The organism is Microcystis aeruginosa LEGE 91341 (genome assembly GCF_015206885.1).
Taxonomy (GTDB): Bacteria; Cyanobacteriota; Cyanobacteriia; order Cyanobacteriales; family Microcystaceae; genus Microcystis; species Microcystis aeruginosa_H.
In genome coordinates this window covers 1-19,710 of the sequence record NZ_JADEXY010000029.1, presented here as the reverse complement: position 1 = coordinate 19,710, position 19,710 = coordinate 1, and the positions used below count along the sequence as shown (strand labels likewise).

At 42.2% G+C, this 19,710-nt stretch carries 24 protein-coding genes; 9 read left to right on the top strand and 15 right to left on the bottom strand.

Annotated features, from left to right (window positions below; genetic code table 11):
* The first annotated feature begins 13 nt into the window (after window positions 1–13).
* From msrP to IQ234_RS06530, 4 genes are all read left to right on the top strand, one after another.
* Window positions 14–997: a protein-methionine-sulfoxide reductase catalytic subunit MsrP gene (gene msrP / locus IQ234_RS06545; protein WP_193956500.1), complete on the top strand. Its 984-nt coding sequence runs from the start codon at window positions 14–16 to the stop codon at window positions 995–997.
* Between the two features lie 43 nt (window positions 998–1,040).
* Window positions 1,041–1,505, top strand: a complete 465-nt coding sequence (locus tag IQ234_RS06540; RefSeq protein WP_193956499.1) for a DUF29 domain-containing protein — start codon at window positions 1,041–1,043, stop codon at window positions 1,503–1,505.
* 440 nt (window positions 1,506–1,945) lie between these two features.
* On the top strand, window positions 1,946–2,188 hold the full coding sequence (locus tag IQ234_RS06535) for a DUF433 domain-containing protein (protein WP_193956498.1): 243 nt from the start codon (window positions 1,946–1,948) through the stop codon (window positions 2,186–2,188).
* Window positions 2,172–2,546, top strand: a complete 375-nt coding sequence (locus IQ234_RS06530; protein ID WP_042790260.1) for a DUF5615 family PIN-like protein — start codon at window positions 2,172–2,174, stop codon at window positions 2,544–2,546. The genes IQ234_RS06535 and IQ234_RS06530 overlap by 17 nt, the downstream gene beginning before the upstream one ends.
* Before the next feature lie 199 nt (window positions 2,547–2,745).
* Here the strand turns inward: IQ234_RS06530 and IQ234_RS06525 are convergent, their stop codons facing one another.
* Together IQ234_RS06525 and IQ234_RS06520 are read right to left on the bottom strand one after the other, a co-directional pair.
* The gene (locus tag IQ234_RS06525) at window positions 2,746–3,744 is read right to left on the bottom strand and encodes an adenosine kinase (RefSeq protein WP_193956497.1); all 999 of its coding nucleotides are present in this window, start codon (window positions 3,742–3,744) and stop codon (window positions 2,746–2,748) included.
* A 164-nt stretch (window positions 3,745–3,908) separates the two neighbouring features.
* A complete protein-coding gene (locus IQ234_RS06520) occupies window positions 3,909–4,121 on the bottom strand; it encodes a DUF2555 domain-containing protein (protein WP_002732311.1) in 213 nt (70 codons plus the stop codon).
* Between the two features lie 148 nt (window positions 4,122–4,269).
* Here IQ234_RS06520 and IQ234_RS06515 point away from each other — a divergent pair, with 148 nt between their 5' ends.
* Window positions 4,270–5,046 carry an SDR family NAD(P)-dependent oxidoreductase gene (locus tag IQ234_RS06515; protein WP_193956496.1) on the top strand — a complete coding sequence of 259 codons (777 nt, stop codon included), beginning with the start codon at window positions 4,270–4,272 and terminating at the stop codon, window positions 5,044–5,046.
* Between the two features lie 369 nt (window positions 5,047–5,415).
* On the opposite strand, the gene IQ234_RS06510 is transcribed toward IQ234_RS06515, so the two are convergent.
* From IQ234_RS06510 to IQ234_RS06470, 9 genes are all read right to left on the bottom strand, one after another.
* Window positions 5,416–6,099, bottom strand: a complete 684-nt coding sequence (locus IQ234_RS06510; protein WP_193956495.1) for a helix-hairpin-helix domain-containing protein — start codon at window positions 6,097–6,099, stop codon at window positions 5,416–5,418.
* Window positions 6,100–6,105: 6 nt separating this feature from the next.
* Window positions 6,106–6,459: an NINE protein gene (locus IQ234_RS06505; protein WP_193956494.1), complete on the bottom strand. Its 354-nt coding sequence runs from the start codon at window positions 6,457–6,459 to the stop codon at window positions 6,106–6,108.
* Window positions 6,456–6,668 (bottom strand): hypothetical protein, encoded by a 213-nt coding sequence (locus tag IQ234_RS06500; RefSeq protein WP_193956493.1) that lies wholly within the window; start codon window positions 6,666–6,668, stop codon window positions 6,456–6,458. Before IQ234_RS06500 ends, IQ234_RS06505 begins: the two co-directional genes overlap by 4 nt.
* A 54-nt stretch (window positions 6,669–6,722) precedes the next feature.
* Complete coding sequence (locus IQ234_RS06495; protein ID WP_193956492.1) at window positions 6,723–7,004, bottom strand: DUF2470 domain-containing protein; 282 nt, start codon at window positions 7,002–7,004, stop codon at window positions 6,723–6,725.
* A 51-nt stretch (window positions 7,005–7,055) separates the two neighbouring features.
* Window positions 7,056–7,211 (bottom strand): precorrin-6A/cobalt-precorrin-6A reductase, encoded by a 156-nt coding sequence (locus IQ234_RS21725; protein ID WP_193956491.1) that lies wholly within the window; start codon window positions 7,209–7,211, stop codon window positions 7,056–7,058.
* 349 nt (window positions 7,212–7,560) lie between these two features.
* Window positions 7,561–8,094: a hypothetical protein gene (locus IQ234_RS06485; protein ID WP_193956490.1), complete on the bottom strand. Its 534-nt coding sequence runs from the start codon at window positions 8,092–8,094 to the stop codon at window positions 7,561–7,563.
* A 215-nt stretch (window positions 8,095–8,309) separates the two neighbouring features.
* Window positions 8,310–9,428 carry a glycosyltransferase family 4 protein gene (locus IQ234_RS06480; protein ID WP_193956489.1) on the bottom strand — a complete coding sequence of 373 codons (1,119 nt, stop codon included), beginning with the start codon at window positions 9,426–9,428 and terminating at the stop codon, window positions 8,310–8,312.
* A gap of 81 nt (window positions 9,429–9,509) precedes the next feature.
* Entirely contained in the window at window positions 9,510–10,736 is a 1,227-nt protein-coding gene (locus tag IQ234_RS06475; RefSeq protein ID WP_193956488.1) for a glycosyltransferase family 4 protein, read from the bottom strand.
* On the bottom strand, window positions 10,733–11,392 hold the full coding sequence (locus IQ234_RS06470; RefSeq protein WP_193956487.1) for a D-glycero-alpha-D-manno-heptose-1,7-bisphosphate 7-phosphatase: 660 nt from the start codon (window positions 11,390–11,392) through the stop codon (window positions 10,733–10,735). Before IQ234_RS06470 ends, IQ234_RS06475 begins: the two co-directional genes overlap by 4 nt.
* Before the next feature lie 604 nt (window positions 11,393–11,996).
* Between IQ234_RS06470 and IQ234_RS06465 the strand changes: the two genes are divergently transcribed.
* From IQ234_RS06465 to IQ234_RS06450, 4 genes are all read left to right on the top strand, one after another.
* Window positions 11,997–12,632 (top strand): D-sedoheptulose-7-phosphate isomerase, encoded by a 636-nt coding sequence (locus IQ234_RS06465; RefSeq protein ID WP_193956486.1) that lies wholly within the window; start codon window positions 11,997–11,999, stop codon window positions 12,630–12,632.
* A gap of 37 nt (window positions 12,633–12,669) precedes the next feature.
* Window positions 12,670–13,695, top strand: coding sequence for a dehydrogenase (locus tag IQ234_RS06460; RefSeq protein WP_193956485.1), 1,026 nt, complete (start codon window positions 12,670–12,672; stop codon window positions 13,693–13,695).
* A gap of 92 nt (window positions 13,696–13,787) precedes the next feature.
* Window positions 13,788–14,486, top strand: coding sequence for a nucleotidyltransferase family protein (locus IQ234_RS06455; RefSeq protein WP_193956484.1), 699 nt, complete (start codon window positions 13,788–13,790; stop codon window positions 14,484–14,486).
* A 92-nt stretch (window positions 14,487–14,578) separates the two neighbouring features.
* A complete protein-coding gene (locus IQ234_RS06450) occupies window positions 14,579–15,502 on the top strand; it encodes a glycosyltransferase (protein ID WP_193956483.1) in 924 nt (307 codons plus the stop codon).
* A 73-nt stretch (window positions 15,503–15,575) separates the two neighbouring features.
* Here the strand turns inward: IQ234_RS06450 and IQ234_RS06445 are convergent, their stop codons facing one another.
* From IQ234_RS06445 to IQ234_RS06430, 4 genes are all read right to left on the bottom strand, one after another.
* The gene (locus tag IQ234_RS06445) at window positions 15,576–16,514 is read right to left on the bottom strand and encodes a transposase (RefSeq protein ID WP_193956482.1); all 939 of its coding nucleotides are present in this window, start codon (window positions 16,512–16,514) and stop codon (window positions 15,576–15,578) included.
* Window positions 16,515–17,142: 628 nt separating this feature from the next.
* Complete coding sequence (locus IQ234_RS06440) at window positions 17,143–18,036, bottom strand: ABC transporter ATP-binding protein (RefSeq protein WP_193956481.1); 894 nt, start codon at window positions 18,034–18,036, stop codon at window positions 17,143–17,145.
* A gap of 131 nt (window positions 18,037–18,167) precedes the next feature.
* Window positions 18,168–18,941 (bottom strand): ABC transporter permease, encoded by a 774-nt coding sequence (locus IQ234_RS06435; protein WP_193956480.1) that lies wholly within the window; start codon window positions 18,939–18,941, stop codon window positions 18,168–18,170.
* Between the two features lie 63 nt (window positions 18,942–19,004).
* A complete protein-coding gene (locus IQ234_RS06430; RefSeq protein ID WP_193956479.1) occupies window positions 19,005–19,628 on the bottom strand; it encodes a HEAT repeat domain-containing protein in 624 nt (207 codons plus the stop codon).
* Window positions 19,629–19,710 lie beyond the last annotated feature (82 nt).

The window sequence follows — 19,710 nt, the reverse complement described above, 5'->3', positions numbered from 1 at the left end:
ATTGGGGATAATTATGGTCTTAATTCGTTTAGCTAAATCTTGGCAAATTTCCGAAAATGAAGTTACTTCTGAAAGTGTTTATTTTAACCGTCGTCGCTTTTTACAGGGGTTAATCGGGACAGGAATTGCGGGGAGTTCCCTATTATTAACTGCTTGTGGTAAATCCTCCTCCTCGGAAGCTTTAGAAAAAAGTTTGCAATTACCTAAAATTGAAGGGTTCAGCAAAAATCCGCAGTTTTTAACGGTAAATCGCCCTATAGTTGCCGAAACTGTAGCTGGGAAATATAACAATTTTTATGAGTTCGGAGGGGGGAAAAATATCTGGTTAAAAGCGCAGAAATTACCGACGAATCCCTGGACGGTAGAAGTGGGAGGATTGGTAAAAAATCCCCAAACCTACGATATAGATACTATTAAAAAAACCTTTCCTCTCGAAGAAAGAATCTATCGTTTTCGTTGTGTGGAAGCTTGGTCAATGGTCTTACCTTGGCTAGGGTTTCCCATGAGTGCTTTAATCGCGGCAGTGGAACCAAAACCGGAAGCTAAATTCGTCCGTTTTACCTCCTTTTATGATCCCGAAATTACCAAAGGGCCAGGATTACATTTAGGAGCCTTACCTTGGCCCTATACAGAAGGTTTAAGAATTGAAGAAATGGCCAATGAATTAGCTTTCTTTGCCGTGGGAATTTTCGGGCATGATTTACCCAAACAACACGGCGCACCCTTGCGAATGGTTATGCCTTGGAAATACGGTTTTAAAGGGGCAAAATCGATAGTAAAAATTGAATTTACCGCCAAACAACCCGCCACCTACTGGAACACAATTGACGCTCATGAATACGATTTTGAGGCTAATGTAAACCCCAGTAAACCCCATCCCCGTTGGTCGCAAGCAACGGAGAAATTTATCGGCAGTAGAAGTGATTTATCTTGGGAAATTATCGAAACTTTGCCCTATAATGGCTACGGTAAATATGTGGCTAGTTTATATAGTTAAGTTCTATGATTATCCCCATTTTATTTAGTTTAAGTGAGTATTTATGGACAATAAAACCCTGTACGAACAAGACTTTTATCTCTGGATTAGAACTACTATTAATCAACTGCAAGCGAGACAGTTTGAGCGGGTAGATTTAGATAATTTACTGGAGGAATTAGCAAGTATGGGAAGGAGTGAAAAGCGCAAAATCGAAAATCTTTTGATTCAATTGCTGGTACATTTGCTGAAACTAACTTACTGGACAGGAGAAAGAGCAAGAAATGAGGGTCACTGGCAAGGAGAAATTATCAATTTTCGCCGACAAATAATCAAAGAAATTAAAGATAGCCCTAGTCTGAAACCCTATATTCTCGAAATCTTTGAGGAATGCTATCAATTTGCTAGAAAAGAGGCTCAAGTTAGAACTCAATTACCCCTCGATACTTTCCCCGCTATACCTATTGGTTCCCTTGAACAAATTCTCGATCAAGATTGGTTTCCTGCGGGCGATAATCTGGAAATATAACCATCAGTTAGACTGCTCCACACTGCTGTAACAAAAAACAACTATCCACCGATAGCGATCGCTAAAGATCGAATAATTATAAATTTTTGTCAAGGGGTGTAGTCCGATCGAAGAATCATCGCTAGAATGAGCCTAAAATTGTCAGTGCGATGCCGAAGGCACTGCATAGCAGATCGCCGATCTTGTAGGGTGCGTTCCCTAATGCAAATCCTACTGCTCCACTGATCGATTTTTGGGGAACGCACCATGCCCATTGATTAAAGCTGTGGGTTTAAGTGCGGTGTGGGCTAATCTGGCTAACAGGCTTTTGGGCGTGATATAAAGATAGTATGGGTGACGGTTTATCTGATGACGGAAAATGGATATGTGGAGGATGTTTTTCAGGCATTGCTTACCCCCGCTAAAGGTTAAAATGATCATGAAGAAATAGAATTACTCTAATGAAACTAGATCGTATTACGAGCCATCCAAACCGTATGAATGGGCAGCCCTGCATTCGTAATCTTCGCCTTACGGTTCGTCGAGTGATTGAGCTACTGGCAACTTATCCCGATCGAGCAGAATTACATCAAGAGTTTCCCGAACTGGAGGATGAAGATATTCGACAAGCCCTAATTTTTGCCTCTTCTTACTTGGACGATCGCATCATTGAACTTGCTAATCGCTATGAAGTTGTTGCTTGATCAGGGACTACCGCTTTCTGCGGCAACTTTATTATGTGATGCTGGGATCGACACTATTCATGTTGGCCAAATAGGGATGTCTGAAGCTGAAGACTCAGACATTATCCAAAGGGCTAGAGACGAGGGACGGGTTGTTGCTACTCTCGATGCGGATTTCCATACATTGCTAGCACTTGATGTGGCGAATACTCCTTCAGTCATTCGCATTCGGGTTGAAAGATTACGCGCCCAAGCACTTACGAATCTTTTGTTGACAGTAATCGCTGAGTGCGAGGAGGATTTAGAACAAGGATCAGCCATTACGGTTGAGCCAAGCCGTATTCGTATTCGTCGTTTACCATTAGTGTCTGATGTCTAACGGAAACGTTATACTGAATCGGTTTTTAATAGTATGATTAACCCCCAATCCCACTTGAAAAACCCGCTCCCTTCTCCCCGCTCTCCTATACCTTGTAAACAGGATTTAGTCTGACTATCTAAATTACTCGTTAAGACTGTCTATGAGCAGGGAGCAGGGAGAAAAAACCTGACTACTGACTCCCGATCACCGACAAAACCTATCCCAAAACGATCGAATCGCGCAGGGATTGAATTTCCTCGGTTTGTAAACGCGCCCCAAAAGTAGAAACCACCCGGGCAGCCGCTAGAGAAGCGAGATTTCCCGCTCCTTTGTAACCCATACCGTGGGTAATACCGTAGAGAAACGCACCTGCATACATATCCCCAGCGCCGACGGTATCGATCGCCTGTACGGGATGGGGGTCAATTTCCAAGAGATTTTCGCCATCATAGATCAAAGAACCACTGGCACCCCGGGTGATAGCGAATCCTTTGGCAATGGTTTTAAAATAGGCGATCGCTGACTCAATTTCCTCGCCGCCGGAAATAGTCAAAGCTTCCGACTCATTAGCGAAAACGAAATCTAACCCCGTTCCAATCATTTCCAGTAATCCCTCCCGGAAGAAGATCGCCATATTGGGATCCGACAGAGATAAAGCGGTTTTGACTCCAGCAGCCTGAGCAATTTCTCGCCCTTTAATAGCGGCAGCTTTGGCAGTGGGAGAGGTGACGAGATAACCTTCGAGATAGAGATAATCGGCATTAGCGATCGCTGAAGGGACTAATTCCCGTTCGGAAATTTCCCCGGTGATGCCGAGAAAAGTATTCATGGTGCGATCAGCATCGGGGGTGACGAAAACTAGACATTTTCCCGTGATTCCCACCTCTTTTTCGCCGCCATGTTCATTGGTATGCAAACCACAGGCCCGCAGATCTTGCAGATAAAACTTACCTAATTCGTCATTACCCACTTTACAGGAATAGAAACCTCTACCCCCCAACTGAGCGATCGCTACTAGGGTATTCGCCGCCGATCCGCCACCGCTGCGTTTACAATCAAAAGCCAATTTTTCCATCAACTGGGTTTGACGATTTTCGTCCACCAGCGTCATCACTCCTTTATCGATGCCTAATTCTTGCAGTAATTCAGGGGAGACTTGAAATTCCATATCGACGAGCGCGTTACCGATCCCATAAACGTTGTATTGTTTGCCCATAATCTAGTCGATCGCCTAAAAATACTTTGTTATTGATAGTAGGGAAATAAGGGGCAAAAAGCTAGGGGCTGTTTTCAGCCGGAGAATACCATAAACAAAAATAATGGGTGTGCTAGTCTCACACCCCCAGTAATTTGTGTTAAGTTTTGTTTAACTAAGTCACTTTAAGCCTCATCGTAGGCTTCTAGATCCAACAGATAAAGATAAGGTTCGGCTAATTCCTGCCTTTGAAAAGCGATCGCTCGCAACAGATGCCAATCCCGCAAAGCCTCGAAAGGGTTACTATACTCATCTTTTTCTAGTCGTTCGGCTAAAGAAGCAATATCAGCGGCGGTATATTTGGCAATATCTTGATCAGTGAAGCTTATAACTGTCATTTCTGCACCTCCCTCGACCTTTGTTGTATTTCTAGCCTAACATATATTCTGAGTTGAAAAAATGCCTTCCCCCCTAAGTTAAGAACTGTAAATGAAAGGGTAATTGTGGTAAGATTCCAGCAAAAGAGCTATTTTTGGTTGATCTTCTATGAAAACAGCCCTCATTACCGGTGCTTCCACTGGTATCGGTGTCGTCTTTGCTCGTCAACTTGCTCAACGGCAAATGGAGCTAATTTTAGTCGCTAGATCTAAGGATAAACTAGAACAATTAGCAGCGGAATTAGAGGAACAATACGGGGTAAAAGTGACAGTTATCGTCCAAGATCTGACCGTTGCCGGTGCAGGAAAGCTGGTATATGATACGGTGAACCAAAAAGGAATCAACGTTGATTTACTGGTAAATAATGCCGGTTTTGGTGATTATGGTGCTTTTAGCGAGCAGGACTTAGCCCGACAGTTAGAAATGATCCAGTTAAATAATCTGGTATTGGTGGAATTAAGCCACTATTTTCTCCGTCCGATGCTTGCTGGTGCTGGGGGGGCAATTATCAATGTTGCTTCCATTGCCGGGTTTCAACCGCTGCCCTATCTTTCCGTTTATGCGGCGACAAAAGCTTTTGTCCTCAGCTTTAGCGAGTCTCTCTGGGCAGAAAATAAAGACAAAGGCGTTGAAATCCTTGCTCTTTGCCCCGGTCCGACGGAATCTAATTTTTTTGAGGTGGCCCGATTTCCCAGTGCTTTTATGGGCAAAAACGGCCGGTTAGATTCGGCGGAAGTGGTAGTACAGGAGGCTTTAACTGCCTTGGCAAATAAACGCCCCAACGTGGTAGCAGGTAAATTGGCTAATAAAATTATCGTCAATCTACCCCGTTTTTTACCCAGAAGTTGGATCGTGTCTTTGATAGAAAAGCAATTTAAGCTATAACTAGGATCTGCTGAAAAAGTTTATTGGTGGGGTTAGGAGTCAGGAGCCAGTAGTCAGTAGTCAGGAGAATTAAGAATGAGCATTAATCAATTAAATGCTCTATTTAGTGATTTTATGCAGTTTCATGCCTATTTTTCTCATTTTTTAACTATCAAAAATTAATTATATAGCAAAGATCGGGGTGATTAGGACAATCAATCGCTGAAACCCTTGACCGATAAGAGTTTGAAAATTGAAAGCGTCCTAAATAACCCATTTTTTGCTATAGCAGTTTTCATCAGAATGGGGCATGGGCAAGGGTGTTGGCAAAACTTGTCGATACCTCAGTAACGTGAAAAGTGCTATATGCAAGAACTCTAATCAAGCGAATTAAAGCAATTGCTGATAGGATTTTAAGGGAATACCTGTACGGTTTCTCAATTCGATCGCCGAACGATAGACCCCGTTTTTTTCCCTTTCAGCGACAATTTTATCAGCCACGGAAAAGTCAAGACCAAGATTAACTAATTCCGCAACGGAGTAGTAGTTTAAACAACGCCAAGAAATGTCAACTTCTTGGCGAATATCGTAGGCAAAGATAACCAAAGGTTCCAGTTTTTTGAGATAATTTTCTGGTAAACCAGCTAGGAAGTGTAATTCTTCTAAATGGGTAAAAATATGTCCTTCGTTACGGACAGAAACGATATCATTGGCATAGACAATCGGCAACCCTAATTTATAAACCAGATCGTTGGTGGAACAACTGTTAATATCAATTTTTTCGAGAGGAGAGAATGACTGTCCAGAGTTGGTATTTCCCGAAGCCATTGGATGGGAATTAAGCTGTTGACGGATGTATAAACCTAGGCCGATTTGGGCAAACCAAATTACGATAAAAGACTCTTGTGTAAGGAAAATAAGGGAGATAATTGTCAAGGCAATGCCGACGGATAACCAACTTTGATTATTAGTTTTTTTGCCAGCATTAGCAATGGCAAGCCCACCAAAAACTGGAACTAAGGACAGCCATATCCACTCGGAAGATTCGGGAGGGGGAGGAGATAGATTAGACATATTTTTTCAAAGAGAATCTAAATATTTTCTGCGTTTTTCTTCGTATTCTTCAGCAGTAATAATTCCCTGATCATAAAGTTTTTTAAGCTGGAGTAAAGTAGCGGTTTTTTGCTGACCTGATTCTGGCAGTCTTCGCTCTGTACTGTTGGGGAGATAGTTAGGATTGTATTTAGCATCAAAAGCTTGATCTGACATGATGATTAAACCGATAAATTCAAAAAAAGCAATGATGCCGGGGATAAAAGTCCAGAAGAAAAGTAGATAGAGAATACCTGCTAAATTCTCCCCTAGATAAAATTTATGGATGCCAAGATTACCGAGAAAAAAGGCTAGTAAAGCCGCTATAGTTCTATTTCTCATGATTTTTGAGATTTCCCTAATTTAGCCAAAAGAAAGTATAAAACCACGATGCCTGCCTGTAATTCTAAGAGAGTAATATAACCCTTGACTAGATAATTTAATTCTAGGGAGGAATTAAAGGCAAAAACTAGCACACCCAAGACTAAAAAAGGCAGTAAGCGCCAGCCAGACTTGGGTATTTTTATTACCGTACTATTAACCTGATTCATGGGCTAATTCTCTAGGTTGATCTTTTTCGGTGATAGTCGCAAAATCGAGCTTTGTCAAGGGGTGGTTTGATTAACTTTTAGCATCTCAACGAGGATATTATGGGCATCCTTGGCTGATTCTAGGGTGCGCTCAAAAGGTATTCTAATTGTTTGACTCTCCCCTAATTTTTCTATGGCTAAATCCATGCCTTGGGGATCGATGGAGAGCATTTGAGCAGTTTCTGCATCGGTAATATTACCGTAAACTTGAGCGTAGAAAAGCACGGCATCACCGTGATCTTTATTCATGTGTTTACAGATGCGATCGCTAATGGCGGCAGTGATAGTTTCAGACATAATATTCTGGAAAAAAATCGATGATAAGGTGGGGACAGATAAAAGCCAGTTCTAAATCGAGGCAAATGGGGGGATATTAGTTAGGGTAGCGTAATTAATCGCTAATTGCCAGATAATTTGGGCGTGAGGATGGCAGGTATCAATAATAAGTTTAATATTATTTTCTTGACAAAAATCCTTAATTGTGCATTGCTCTAATTGTCCCACTTAAGTAGCTGGTTATAATTAAATTAAAAATGGATTTTAGGTTCGATCCCCCCTGCCCCCCTTGATAAGGGGGGTGCCGATAGGCGGGGGGATCCCCCCTTAATCCCCCCTTAATAAGGGGGGCATCTGATAGTTTTTAACGCCTACCTACTTATGGTCAATCGGGGTAGAGAGTAAGAGCCGGGGCTGCCCGTGCAGTTAAATTGCCTGTTGAGATGAAACAAGAGGTAAGAGTAAAGGGATGGGGAGAGACTCAGCTAATCTCAGGATAGGTGGTTAAAATGCCTCTTAGCTTAAAACCTCACACCCAGTCCCCACCAACAAACTTTTTCAGTACACCCTATATATTTTATCGTTCACAACCGACAACAGAAGCGGTGTAGGTATTACCGATATGCTGAATACCATTGACAAAAAGATTGACTAAGAAAGGTTGATCATTTGCCCGTACTGTGGCAGTAATTGTTAAGGGTTTATCGGGTTCGATTCGTACTCCATTAGTATTAAAAAATTCCTCGTTAGTTTGATCGCTATACTTGAGAAACAGCCGGATATCAAAGGAAGCAGCCCGGGGAACAGAAACCGTAACGATAAACCTCTGAAAACTTCTACCCCCCGGAACTGCCCAATCGGTATTCCAATTATTACGAGTTATGGTGACACCAAAGGGTCCTGGAACAGTGGGTTGTGAGACGCTTTTGGTAACTTCACTACCTTCACCCCCTAATAAAGAAAGTGGCCGACAATTTTGCGCAGCTGCCGGTAGATGTAAGCTTAATAATACCGCCGATAGACCTAAGTAGAAAAGCACGGCATCACCGTGATCTTTGTTCCTGTGTTTACGGATGCGATCGCTAATAGCGGGAGTGATAGTTTCAGACATAAGATTCTGGAAAAAAATCGATGATAAGGTGGGGACGGATAAAAGCCAGTTCTAAATCGAGGCTAATGGGGGGATATTAGTTAGAGTAGCGTAATTAATCGCTAATTGCCAGATAATTTGGGCGTGGGCATGGCAGACATCAATTAATCTAAGAATCAGCGGTTTAAATGCGTCTTAGCTTATGATTGGGGGGAGTTAGTCTAAACTCCACTAGACTACAATTTTGGCAATAACTGGTGGTAGGATTGGATCATTCTTTCGTAAGTAAAGCGAGTGGCATTGATAAAACCTTTTTGCCTCAATTGTTCTAGGCGATCGGGAGCGAGAAGATTTTCTGCAATAATAGTAGCGGCAGCCTCGTGTTCGGTGGGATCAAAGTAAACGGCTGCATCGTCAGCGATAACAGTCATGGGGAGACGATTGGAGGTAAAGACGGGACAACCACAGGATTGAGCTTCAATAACGGGAACACCGAATCCTTCCTGAAAGGAGGGAAAAATTAAAGCAGTTGCTAGGCAATAAAAAGCGCGGAGATCCTCATCGGAGACGGTTCCTAATTCGATTACTTGTGCGGACAAGTTATTCTGATTAACAAATTCTCGCATATCTGGCAGCAAAAGTTTTCCCATCAGGATCAATCGGCAATTTTCCAGACCAGGGAAAGTGATTAACCTCTTGAATATTTTCAGCAATCCCAATCGATTTTTATACCATTGGTCGCCCCCGACATGAATTAGCCAAGGACAATCACTATTAATGTTAAATTTGGCCACTAGATTTACCGCCGCTTCTCTTGTCATCGGACCGTATCCCTCACTCAAGCAATCCTCGATCACTTCCGTTTGTTCGGGGGTAATTTTGGTTAAACGGAGAACATCAGCACGAGTAGCTTCGGAAGAACAGACAACATATTTAGCCTGTTTGAATCCTCGCAAAATCATCGCCTGATACTGTTTTCCTGTCCAACTGGTGGGATTTTCAGGAATTTCTCCTAGGGCGGAACGAATGGCCAGCAGATCGTGACAGATGACAAAATACTTGCGATCTTTTAGGTAGGGAGTTAAATAGGATAAAGCTTGATCACAAATGCAGACGATGTCAGCCCAATCCAGCTGCTGACGTAACTGCACTGGGAAAATAATTAACTTATCGATGTACCCTAACCACTTGCCGATTCCCTGGGGAGAGGATTTCAGTTGACCGAAAATAGGCTGTGCTTGCACTCGCCGAATTTCGTGTCCTTTTTGTCTGAGTCCTTTCTCCACTAAACCGACAAAACGATTAATACTGATCTGCCGATCGTTGACGTAATTTCCTACTATTAAAACTTTCATGATTAGGCTCCAAAAAATCAATTTTTATGGTGGTAAAACTCTCCAACAGTCTCAAGTCAAATTCAGCGGTTAAGAATAATCTTAGTCCCGCAAAATTTCCTCGTACCTTTGTCCCGCTCGCTCCCAGGTGTACTCCGATTCCACCATCGCCCGGCCATTATGGGACAGTTGTTCTCGCACAGAAGGATCATCGAACAACCTAGAGATCGCTGTGACGTACTCAGCAATACTATTAGCCCGCAGCGCCCTAGTAGCAATTCCCTCGGCTGCCACCGTTAAACCCTCTAAACCGCGATCGCTGGCGACAATCGGAATCCCCGCGGCCATGGATTCTAGGGTTTTGGTCTTGATTCCCAATCCCACCCGCAGGGGAACCACACAAACGGTTCCTCGGTGTAAATATTCCACTGTCGAGGGAACGGTTCCCGTCACTGTCACACCGGGATACTTGGCCAGTTCGAGAACTTCTGGTGCTGGGTTTGCCCCCACTAGGGTTAAAGTGGTGTCGGGATATCGCTGTTGAATGACTGGTAGGACTTCTAAAGCAAAAAAACGGGCGGCATCGATATTATGGGTAGAACTCATGGCACCGACAAAGACCAAATTATGACCGCCGGGATCCCGAGGACGATAGGGAAACAGGGCTAAATCCACGCCATTAGGCACGATATCCACCCGTGCATCCGGGAAGATTTTTAATAATTGTTCGCGATCATAATCGGTAGTAGCCACCAACTGCGAAAACTTGGCACAATAGCGTTTTTCGTACTGATAGAGTAGGGGCAGATAGAGAAAATCCCGCAGCGGATAGGCGGAGGCTCCTCTATCTAGATGATTGCGTGTCCAACCGTACACGGAACTGTGAATATCTACTACTGTTTTGACTTGCTGACGGTATTCCGGCCGGACAAAAATCTCGCTGACACTCTGAGCGCAGATAATTACATCACATTTTTGCTGCTCGACGTATTCATCTATTCGCTTTTGAATGAGCGGCGAACGATAACTAAGAACATTAGCAGGGGTCATCTGTACTATTGCCTCCAGAAAGCGCCCTGTTTTACCGATTAGTTTTGTCAGTCCCTTGCCTGGTTCGGGAATTTCCTGGGGCGGAAATAAGACAAGATGATTGGTAAAGGTTTTTAATTCTTCGATCTGAGTTTCTGTGACATTCTCCACCCGACGGGCAAACAGGGTGACATCATGGTTTTGATGAAGACATTTGATCAGGTTAAAAGTCCTACCCTCGGTTGCCCCGCGACTAGGTGGATAGGGAAAGTTATGGCAAGAAAGGACTAATATTCTCATAATTCTGTCTCGGCAGCGGTTTTTGACAATAATTCTACCGTTTCCTTTAGTTGGCTATATACGGGAATCTCAACTGGGTATTTCTCGATCTCCCCAAGGGTGACTTTTCCCCGTCCTGTTAAGAGCAATACAGGCTGACAACCAGCTTCTAGGGCGCATTCTAGATCGCTGGGCGCATCGCCGATAAACAACGAGCCGGCTAAGTCGATTCCATACTGGTGGGCGGCTGTCAGCAGCAGATAGGGGGAGGGTTTGCGGCAGGGACATCCTTCGTCGGGATGGTGCGGGCAGATGGCAAGATCGTGAAAATGCACGCCCGATTGTCGGTATTCCTCAATCATGCGCCCGTGAATCGCCGCCAGATCGTCCCAAGTGAAATAGCCCCTAGCAAGTCCCGATTGATTGGTAATGATGATCAGCAGATAACCCGCATCCTGCCACTGTTTTAAGGCAGCCGCTGCCCCGGCGGGAATGCTCACCTGTTCTGGTTTGCTCAGGTAGGGGATATAGTCAATAACTACCCCATCTCGATCGAGAAATAAGGCTTTGTTCTTTTTCGCTCTATCTTCGCTTTTCTGGTCAGAATTGCCCGGAGATGGCGGAGATGGGTATTTTAGGTCGTCGTCATTGACGGAAATTGCGGGGAAAGGATTCATTATGTTGGACTTTTTCGAGTCGGGGACTAGAATTCTCAGTTCTTCTGTCAGGGACGAGAGCTTGAACCGATGGACAGACAAAATTCGAGGGATTGTCGCGATTTGTGCTAGTTTTCTCGGCTAAATTGCTTCTCTTTACTATCTAGATGTCAGAGTATAGCAATCAGGGCATATTATACGCCGTCAGGCCTTTGGACTTTTGATTATATCAGCAGTATTGTCATGAATTGTTAACATTTTTGTCCAGCCAAACAAAAGGCCGAGACTGGCAAGGGTTGAACCCCCCGTTCAGAAATCCCTCGTCTCGGCCAGAATAGATCAAAAGTTTATTTACAAACAAAACAAATTGTGCTAAGGTTGGGGCGTTTGTGGTATATTCCCAGAATAACTGGCAAAAGATCACTCTTTTAACTCGATCGCTCTAGGTTTTTCTAGAACTATCATTAGCCTGTTTTTCTTGTCCCGTGATCAATTCTACCGTGCTAGGGGTTTTATGCTCAATTAATGGAGAGCGATTCTGATCTTTTAATACTATTCAATGTCAATGACAGAATGACTGAGAGTTAAATTTATTCAACTAATAAAAATTGGAAAAATCAAACCTATGCCGATGGTGGAAAAATCAAACAAAAAATTAGATGGTTTCCAGAGTGATCCGTCTCTGTCAATTTTAATCAAGACTGAATTGGAGGAGGCTTATAACCTGAAAAAAAACCTACTAACCGAGACAAAATATCTAGAAAAAATCCAAGAGATTTGCCAAGTATGTATCAATGCTTATCGCAATAACCACAAAGTATTAGTCGCCGGTAATGGAGGCAGTGCCGCCGATGCTATCCATTTTGGCGGTGAGCTGCACGGCCGATTTCTGAAAGAAAGACAGTCTTTACCGGTTCGCATCCTCAACAGCGACATCGCTAGTTTAACAGCGATCGCCAACGATTATGGTTACGAATATATTTTTAGCCGCCAGATAGAAGCGGAAGGTAATCCGGGTGATGTATTTATCGGTATTTCCACTTCGGGAAATTCCGCTAATATCCATCAAGCTCTCAAAGTTTGTCAAGCAAAAGGTATCACTAGCATCGGTTTAACTGGGGCGAAGGGATTAGCTCTAGAGGAAAAAACCGATTATTGTTTGATGATTCCTAGTACCAGTACCCCTCGCATTCAAGAAGGTCATGGTTTTGTTCTCCATACTATTTGTTTAGCGATCGAAGAAGCGCTCTTTCCTAACTAAAATCTCCTAGCAAAAAATCAACCTAAACAGCATACCCATGATCATCAGAACCAAAGCTCCTTTAAGATTAGGTTTAGGTGGTGGCGGCACCGATGTCGAGCCTTACTGTAGTCTTTATGGGGGTTACGTTCTCAACGCTACTATCGATCTCTATGCCTACTGTACAGTCACGGAAATTACCGACAAACAGGTCATTTTTGTTGCCGCTGATCGAGGAGAACAACAAATAGAAACCCTTCAGTTTCCTCTCCCCTATAATGGTGTTCTCGATCTGCATAAAGCAGTCTATAATCGTTTGATTAAAGACTTTAATCAAGGGCAACCTTTACCGCTGCAAATCACCACCTTTTCCGATGCGCCGGCTGGTTCGGGATTGGGTTCTTCTTCTACCCTAGCCGTGGCCATAGTTAAAGCCTTTGTGGAACTGTTAAAATTACCCCTAGGCGAGTATGATATCGCCCATTTAGCCTACGAGATCGAACGAATTGACCTAGGCTGGTTAGGGGGCAAGCAAGATCAGTACGCTGCCACTTTTGGCGGTTTTAATTTTATGGAATTTTATGAACAAGATCGAGTCATAGTTAATCCTTTGCGGATTAAAAATTGGGTGATCAATGAATTGGAAGTCTCTCTGATCCTCTACTATACAGGCATTTCTCGCTACTCATCTCAAGTAATTGAGGATCAAATTCAGAATGTCCAAGAAAAAAATGAGCAAGCGATCGCCGCTACCCATCAACTCAAAAAAGAGGCAATTCTCTTTAAAGAAGCACTGCTTAAATCAGATTTTATGGGCATAGCAGAAATTCTGAGAACTTCTTGGGAAGCGAAGAAGAAATTATCCAAATTAATTAGTAATCCGCAGATTGATCGCATTTATCGGGTAGCGAGGGAAACTGGGGCCTATTCAGGCAAAATATCGGGAGCCGGTGGCGGTGGTTTTATTATCTTTATGGTCGATCCTACCAAGAAAATCGAAGTAATAAAAGCTTTGAAAGCAGAAGGAGGCCAAGTGATTAATTTTCATTTTACTAAATACGGAACCCAAGCATGGACATTATAGCAAACCAAGGATCGACGGGGCAGGATTATCCCTGTAAGCCTAAAAATAGTTTTGAAAAGATTGGCAATAATTAAATTTTTTGAGGTGTATCTATGGATGTAATTATTCTGGCGGGTGGGTTAGGAACCAGGTTACGGTCGGTGATCAACAGTTTACCAAAACCCATGGCTCCCGTTGCCGACAGGCCTTTTTTAGAATATCTATTAGATTACCTAATCTCTCAAAAAATTACCAACAAATTTTTAGTTTCTGTGGGCTATGAACATCAGAAAATTATCGATCATTTTGGCGATCAATACAAGGAATACGAGCTAAATTATCTGATAGAAGATACACCATTGGGAACTGGAGGAGCGATCCAGTTGGCACTAAATAAAATTGAAACCGAACAAGCATTAATTGTCAACGGCGATACCTTGTTTAATGTCAATTTATCCGCCTTAATTAATTTACATAATCAAAAGAAATCCCTGATAACTGTTGCTCTGAAGCCGCTAACTAACTTTGATCGTTATAATAATGTTCTCCTAGACGATGACCAAAAAATTATCGGGTTTGAATCCAAAAAATATCAAGATAAGGGCTATATTAATGGCGGCATATATTGTGTATGGAAAAAAATATTGTCTGGCTTTGATCTGCCATCAAAATTTTCTTTTGAGGACGACTTTCTCAAAGTTTATAGCGAGAAAATTTCTATGTATGGCTTTATTTCTGACGAATATTTTATTGACATAGGTATCCCCCAAGATTACGAAAAAAGTCAAATTGAATTACCATCTCTCATCTGAAAAGTATCTTTTTGAGAGATTCTTGGTAGTCACCTAAGTTCAGCAAATTTGTGTTGGTATCGTCAAATTATTTCTAAATAAATTCACCAGAAATGCTTGCTAGTTTCAATCAACCGATATTATCTATTGTTAGCCCGACCATCGGAAATTTTTCCGAATATTGGTTACAACAACTTGTATCCGTGCAGGGAAACATAGAATTTATCTTAGTTTACCCTCCCGGCACAACTGCGGCCTTTATAGCTGACCCACGAGTAAAAATTTTATACAGTCTCTACAAAGGAGAAACACCTCAAAGAGCCTTCGGTTTAATGAACGCCACTGGTCAGTATATACTGGCTTTAGATGATGATGACTTCGTGCATCCGGATGTTGTATCCCTAACTCTTGAATACTTTGAGAAATTTCCTCAGAGTTGGATGCTGCGTTTGTTTAAAGAAAAAATAGACTACTTAGATGAAGAAAAAATTAAAAGACCTTGGCAGCAATTGCCCTCTCTTGAGCAACTTAGAATTGCAAGAAAAAGAGAGGATTCCCATCAGGATTTGGTAGAAGTTCCCATTGCCCCTCTAGAAAATCATTTTGATATAAAAGTTGCTCTCTGGCCCTACGCTAAGAGAAGAGACATTCATGGAAGTCATGTGGAACCTTTTAATAATACAATTTGGAAAAGTCCAGCAGTTAAAGAAGCTCTCACAGAAATGTTCCAAGGCACAAGAATGGCGGAACTTTTAACTTGGTTGCCTCTTTGGGGATTAGATAGGGCAATCGGACTATATATTCAAGCCAAATTTTTTCAAACAGGTGCTTGTATTGGTCATTGGATGCCCGAACCTGGTCAAATTAGATATATTGTTAGGCCTTATTCCTTAAAAACAGTGCGATTGTTAGTGTTGGTGGAGATGTTGTTAGTGAAGCAATTTCCCCAGTATGGCTACTTTTGGAATCTATTTTTTGAAGAATTTTACAACGGTGTGAAAATTAAAATTAGGCAAATATTTAAAAAGCTAAATTAAAGTTAACAGCTAAAAAATAGGAAGCAAGTCTTAATACTCAACTTCCTTGACAGATTAAAGATAGAGTGATATTTTATACCTCTTTACCCAAGCGAGAACGAATAAAGAGTCGCGGCACATTTAATATGTCGGGAACAACGAGATTCCACATATATCCGTATTGGGGAAAACGTCTGATTAGGTAAAGCTCAGAAAGCACCCCATAACGATTGAATCGTATATATTCAGGTGGATTATTTTCAATACGAATTTGTTCTGGCAGCGGTAAGAGATGACCAATAATTTTGCCTTTTCCTTGCTCAAAAAACTTCGCTTGTATAGCTAGTCCTAAAACTCGATCAAGACACCAAAAGGGAATATACTTAAACGGACCCATAAAAGGCATTAACCCCACCAGATCCTTCAGGGTTTCCTGTACTATAGAAGTTTTCCAAACCTTCTTGTCAAAATTTTCTGTATGAGGACCTCGATGATCTCTCCTCCCTCTAAAAATACACATTACATCAAATTTATTATCGATAGGAGTAATGGGAATTTCCAATAAGTAGTTGCCCTGTTCGTATAGCTTAGAGTTACCTTGAGACCTACCACAAACTTCTAGTTTTTCGATGGGTTTTGGTGAGAGCCAAGGAGCTTCTAGAATTTCTTTTTTACCAAATTCAACATCTTTCCGGCTAAGTCTCATCACCCAACTATCAGGAAATCGGGAAAAGTATTGACGGCTAATTTCTGAAATGTCGGGATTGATATACTCATCACAATTAATTGTCAATGTATAGGGAGCGGTAGCATTCATCAAACCTGTGGCACGTTGAATAATTTCTCCCCGCAAGGGACTGACTATTTGCTGTACCCTAGAGTCGGACGTGGGATACTTAGGCGCTCCTGGTGGATGAACCAAGATAAATTCTACTTCTCCCTTGACCTCGGTCAGCGCATTAAACCAGTGGTCAGCGAATCCTTCTCGGGTCGGAATAACAATTGATAGGCTTGGTGTTGACACCTTGTCCATAATAAAAAATTTTTTCCTCTATTTTTTGATGCCATTGTATCATAGTTCTCCAGCAACAAGGAAAATTTCTGGAAGATCAGAAGGCTGAGAGGTCAAGAGTGGGAATTCAAGAGAAATAAAATCGATATTCAACTTGTTTACCATCCTAAAAACTGATTTCTAGATTTTTTTTTTGCTTGAAAAATTAATTATGCCTCAAATCCGAAGTATTGGTAGTCTGAGAAGCTTATATAGGGTTTGCTGAAAAAGTTTTTCGTGGGGGCAGGCCTCGGCAGTGAGAATTCGGACGTTCGGCGAGCTCAGTCGGGCCGCGTGAGCTTTTGTCGAACGCTCAGCCGAACGGGTGTGGGGTGTAGGATTTTAGCGATTTTGAGGGGGTCAATTACCTAATTTTCAGGGAAAAAGTATCTGAATTTTCCCGCCGATCATTCCCAGATATGGTACTTTTTGATTGACAAAAAGTCTAAAAGTTTTACCCAACAAGGTTTTTAGATTTATTCACCAAGCCCTAGATAGAACCTACCTAAAAATTAGAGATGATCATGATGGCAAAAAACGGCGATTTAGCTTAATTGGGGGCAATTACTGAAAAAATGATGATAATCAACTTTAATTCTCAAAAACGGGTTTAAAATTGATTCATAATTTCCATATAAATATGTTCTAACTGTACCGTCTGACGGGCGATAGAATCAATATTAATGCCATCGAATGCCTGGATAATCTCGCTTAATTCTAGATGTTCATCTAACCAAAAAGCTAAATCTTTGCCGTAAAATTTGGGAGTAAATCCTAACTGTTTCCCTCGATTTATGGCCGCCTCTTGATCCTGGGTATCCATGATAATAATTTCTTTCGCGGGAATGTGCTGACGCAGCTGATTTAAATTACCTTCGGCAATAATACGACCTTGTTTTAAAATTCCAATACGTTGACAGAGACGCTGTGCTTCATCGAGGAGATGGGTAGTTAATAAAATTGTCATTCCCTGGCGCCGTAATTCTCCGATTAAATCCCAAATTTCATAGCGAGATTCGATATCTAAACCGGTAGTTGGTTCATCAAGAATTAATAATTTTGGCTGATGAACAATAGCCACAGCAATATTCATCCGGCGCTGCATTCCACCGCTTAAAGTTTCCACTGGACTACGGGCGCGATCAAGCAAATTTACTGCCGATAAACTGGCTTTAATCCGATGACGACGCTGGGGGCGATCGAGTCCATAAATCTGAGCAAAAAAGTTGAGATTTTCCTCACAAGTAAGGGATTTGTACAATAAATTTTCTTGCGGTGCAACCCCAATTAATTCTTTAGTAACTCTGGAAATTGGCAAATAATTAAAGGTAATTTCTCCCGATGAGGGTTTTAATAAATTACAAATTAAGTTAATAGTGGTGGTTTTTCCCGCACCATTGGGACCGAGTAAACCGTAAATTTCCCCCGCTTCAATATGAAAGTTTAATTGATCTAATACTAAGCGTCTTCCGTAATTTTTTTTGACATTACTAATAGTCAGCATTTTTAATAAAGTAACAAGGATAGTCAGGAGGCAGCAGGCAGGATTAGGGAGTGGAAGATATGGGAAGACAAATTAATAAATGCTCTTGCCTTTTCTAACTGATAACTGATAACTGATAACTGATAACTGATTTACAATCGGCGTTCAAGGTTTAACATTTGTCGATAGGTAAGCCAACCACCTGCTACCATAGCTAGGGCAAAAAGACAGAGAAAGCGAAAATGAGAGCTAATATCTTGTAGATTTTCGCCCTTTGCCCAAACAGCAATTAAAGCTTCATTCATGTGGTAGATCGGGTTATATTTAGCCAGAGATAGAATATTGTCGGGAAATAAAGCAGTCGGAAGAAAAACGCCGCCTAAAATTAATAAAGGAACCCCAAAAGTTCCCACCAAAGCATTAACATCTTCTGTTCTTTTCGCCAGTTGAGTACCGAGGATAAATCCTAAACCCACATAAGCGGTGATACTAAGAAAAATAATTAATAATTCTAGAGGAATTGAGCCTTTAAAACTGGCTCCGTACTGTTTAGCAATAGAATAAACTAAAACCGTCTGACAGGCGGCAATCACACAATGGGCGAGAAAAATGCCGATAAAATAGGAAACACCGCTTAAAGGCGATAAAAATAACCGTTTAATCGTTTGTTGTTCCCTTTCTGCTACTACCGTCGCCACGGTTCCCCCCAAACAACTAAAGAAAAGTGCCGCCCCTACGAGGGTGGGAGGAGTAGCCAGTGCCATAGCCTCGGCAAGCTCAATTTTGCCTTTTTCTGCCATAATATAGCCATTTAAGAGCAGGACAAGGATCGGGAAAATGCCCCAGAGGATTAAGCTACGCCCGCGCCGGATTAATTCCACTAAAATTCGTTGAGCGATCGCTAAAATTTCCTGCCAATATTTCATAGAATGTTAGTGTAATTGTTTCTCCCTGTAGAGAAATAAGTTTTTCTACTTTGTGACTTAGGCTTATTGTAAGTGTTCCAGAGCTTGATCGGCACGCAATCTTACCACTATTTCCGCTTCTGTCTCCCCAATCTGTCCTAAAAGTTCCCGAATCGCCCCGCGAAATGCCGCCGCTGCAGTTCCTAATCCCTGCAATCCGACGATCGCCGCATATCTAACCACCCACTCTGGATCCCCTTGTAAAAGTTTCTCCAGTGCTGTAAAAACCGCCTTCTGAGCTTCAGAAACCCGACTTTCCTCCAAATCAGACCAAATTATATTTCCTAAGCCCCTAGCCGCCCCTCGCCGCACGCTAAAGGAAAAATCACTCACCGCCGCATCAAGTAATAAGTCCAATCCTCGCACATCGCCAATTCCTGCTAGGGCGCGGGTTGCCCAAGCTCTCGCCCCATAATTATAACCGTCTAGGTTGGCCAGTAAATAGGGAACCGCCGCTTTGCCGATGGCGATTAAACCATCTACGGCTGCCACGGAGGCACCAGGGTTATTATATTTCAGGACATCGGTGAGGGTAGGTATTGCCGCTTCACTTTTGGCGGCGGCTAAGTTTTCCACGGCGGTTAGTAACCCATTGGCTGAGTCGGCTTTTTCGACGGCAATAATTAAAGTCTCAACGGTGGGAAGCATTGGTTATTAGTAGAGGGGATGAGGGGTTAGGGGAGTGAGAATTATGAATTATGAATTATGAATTGGGGAGATGGGGTAATCG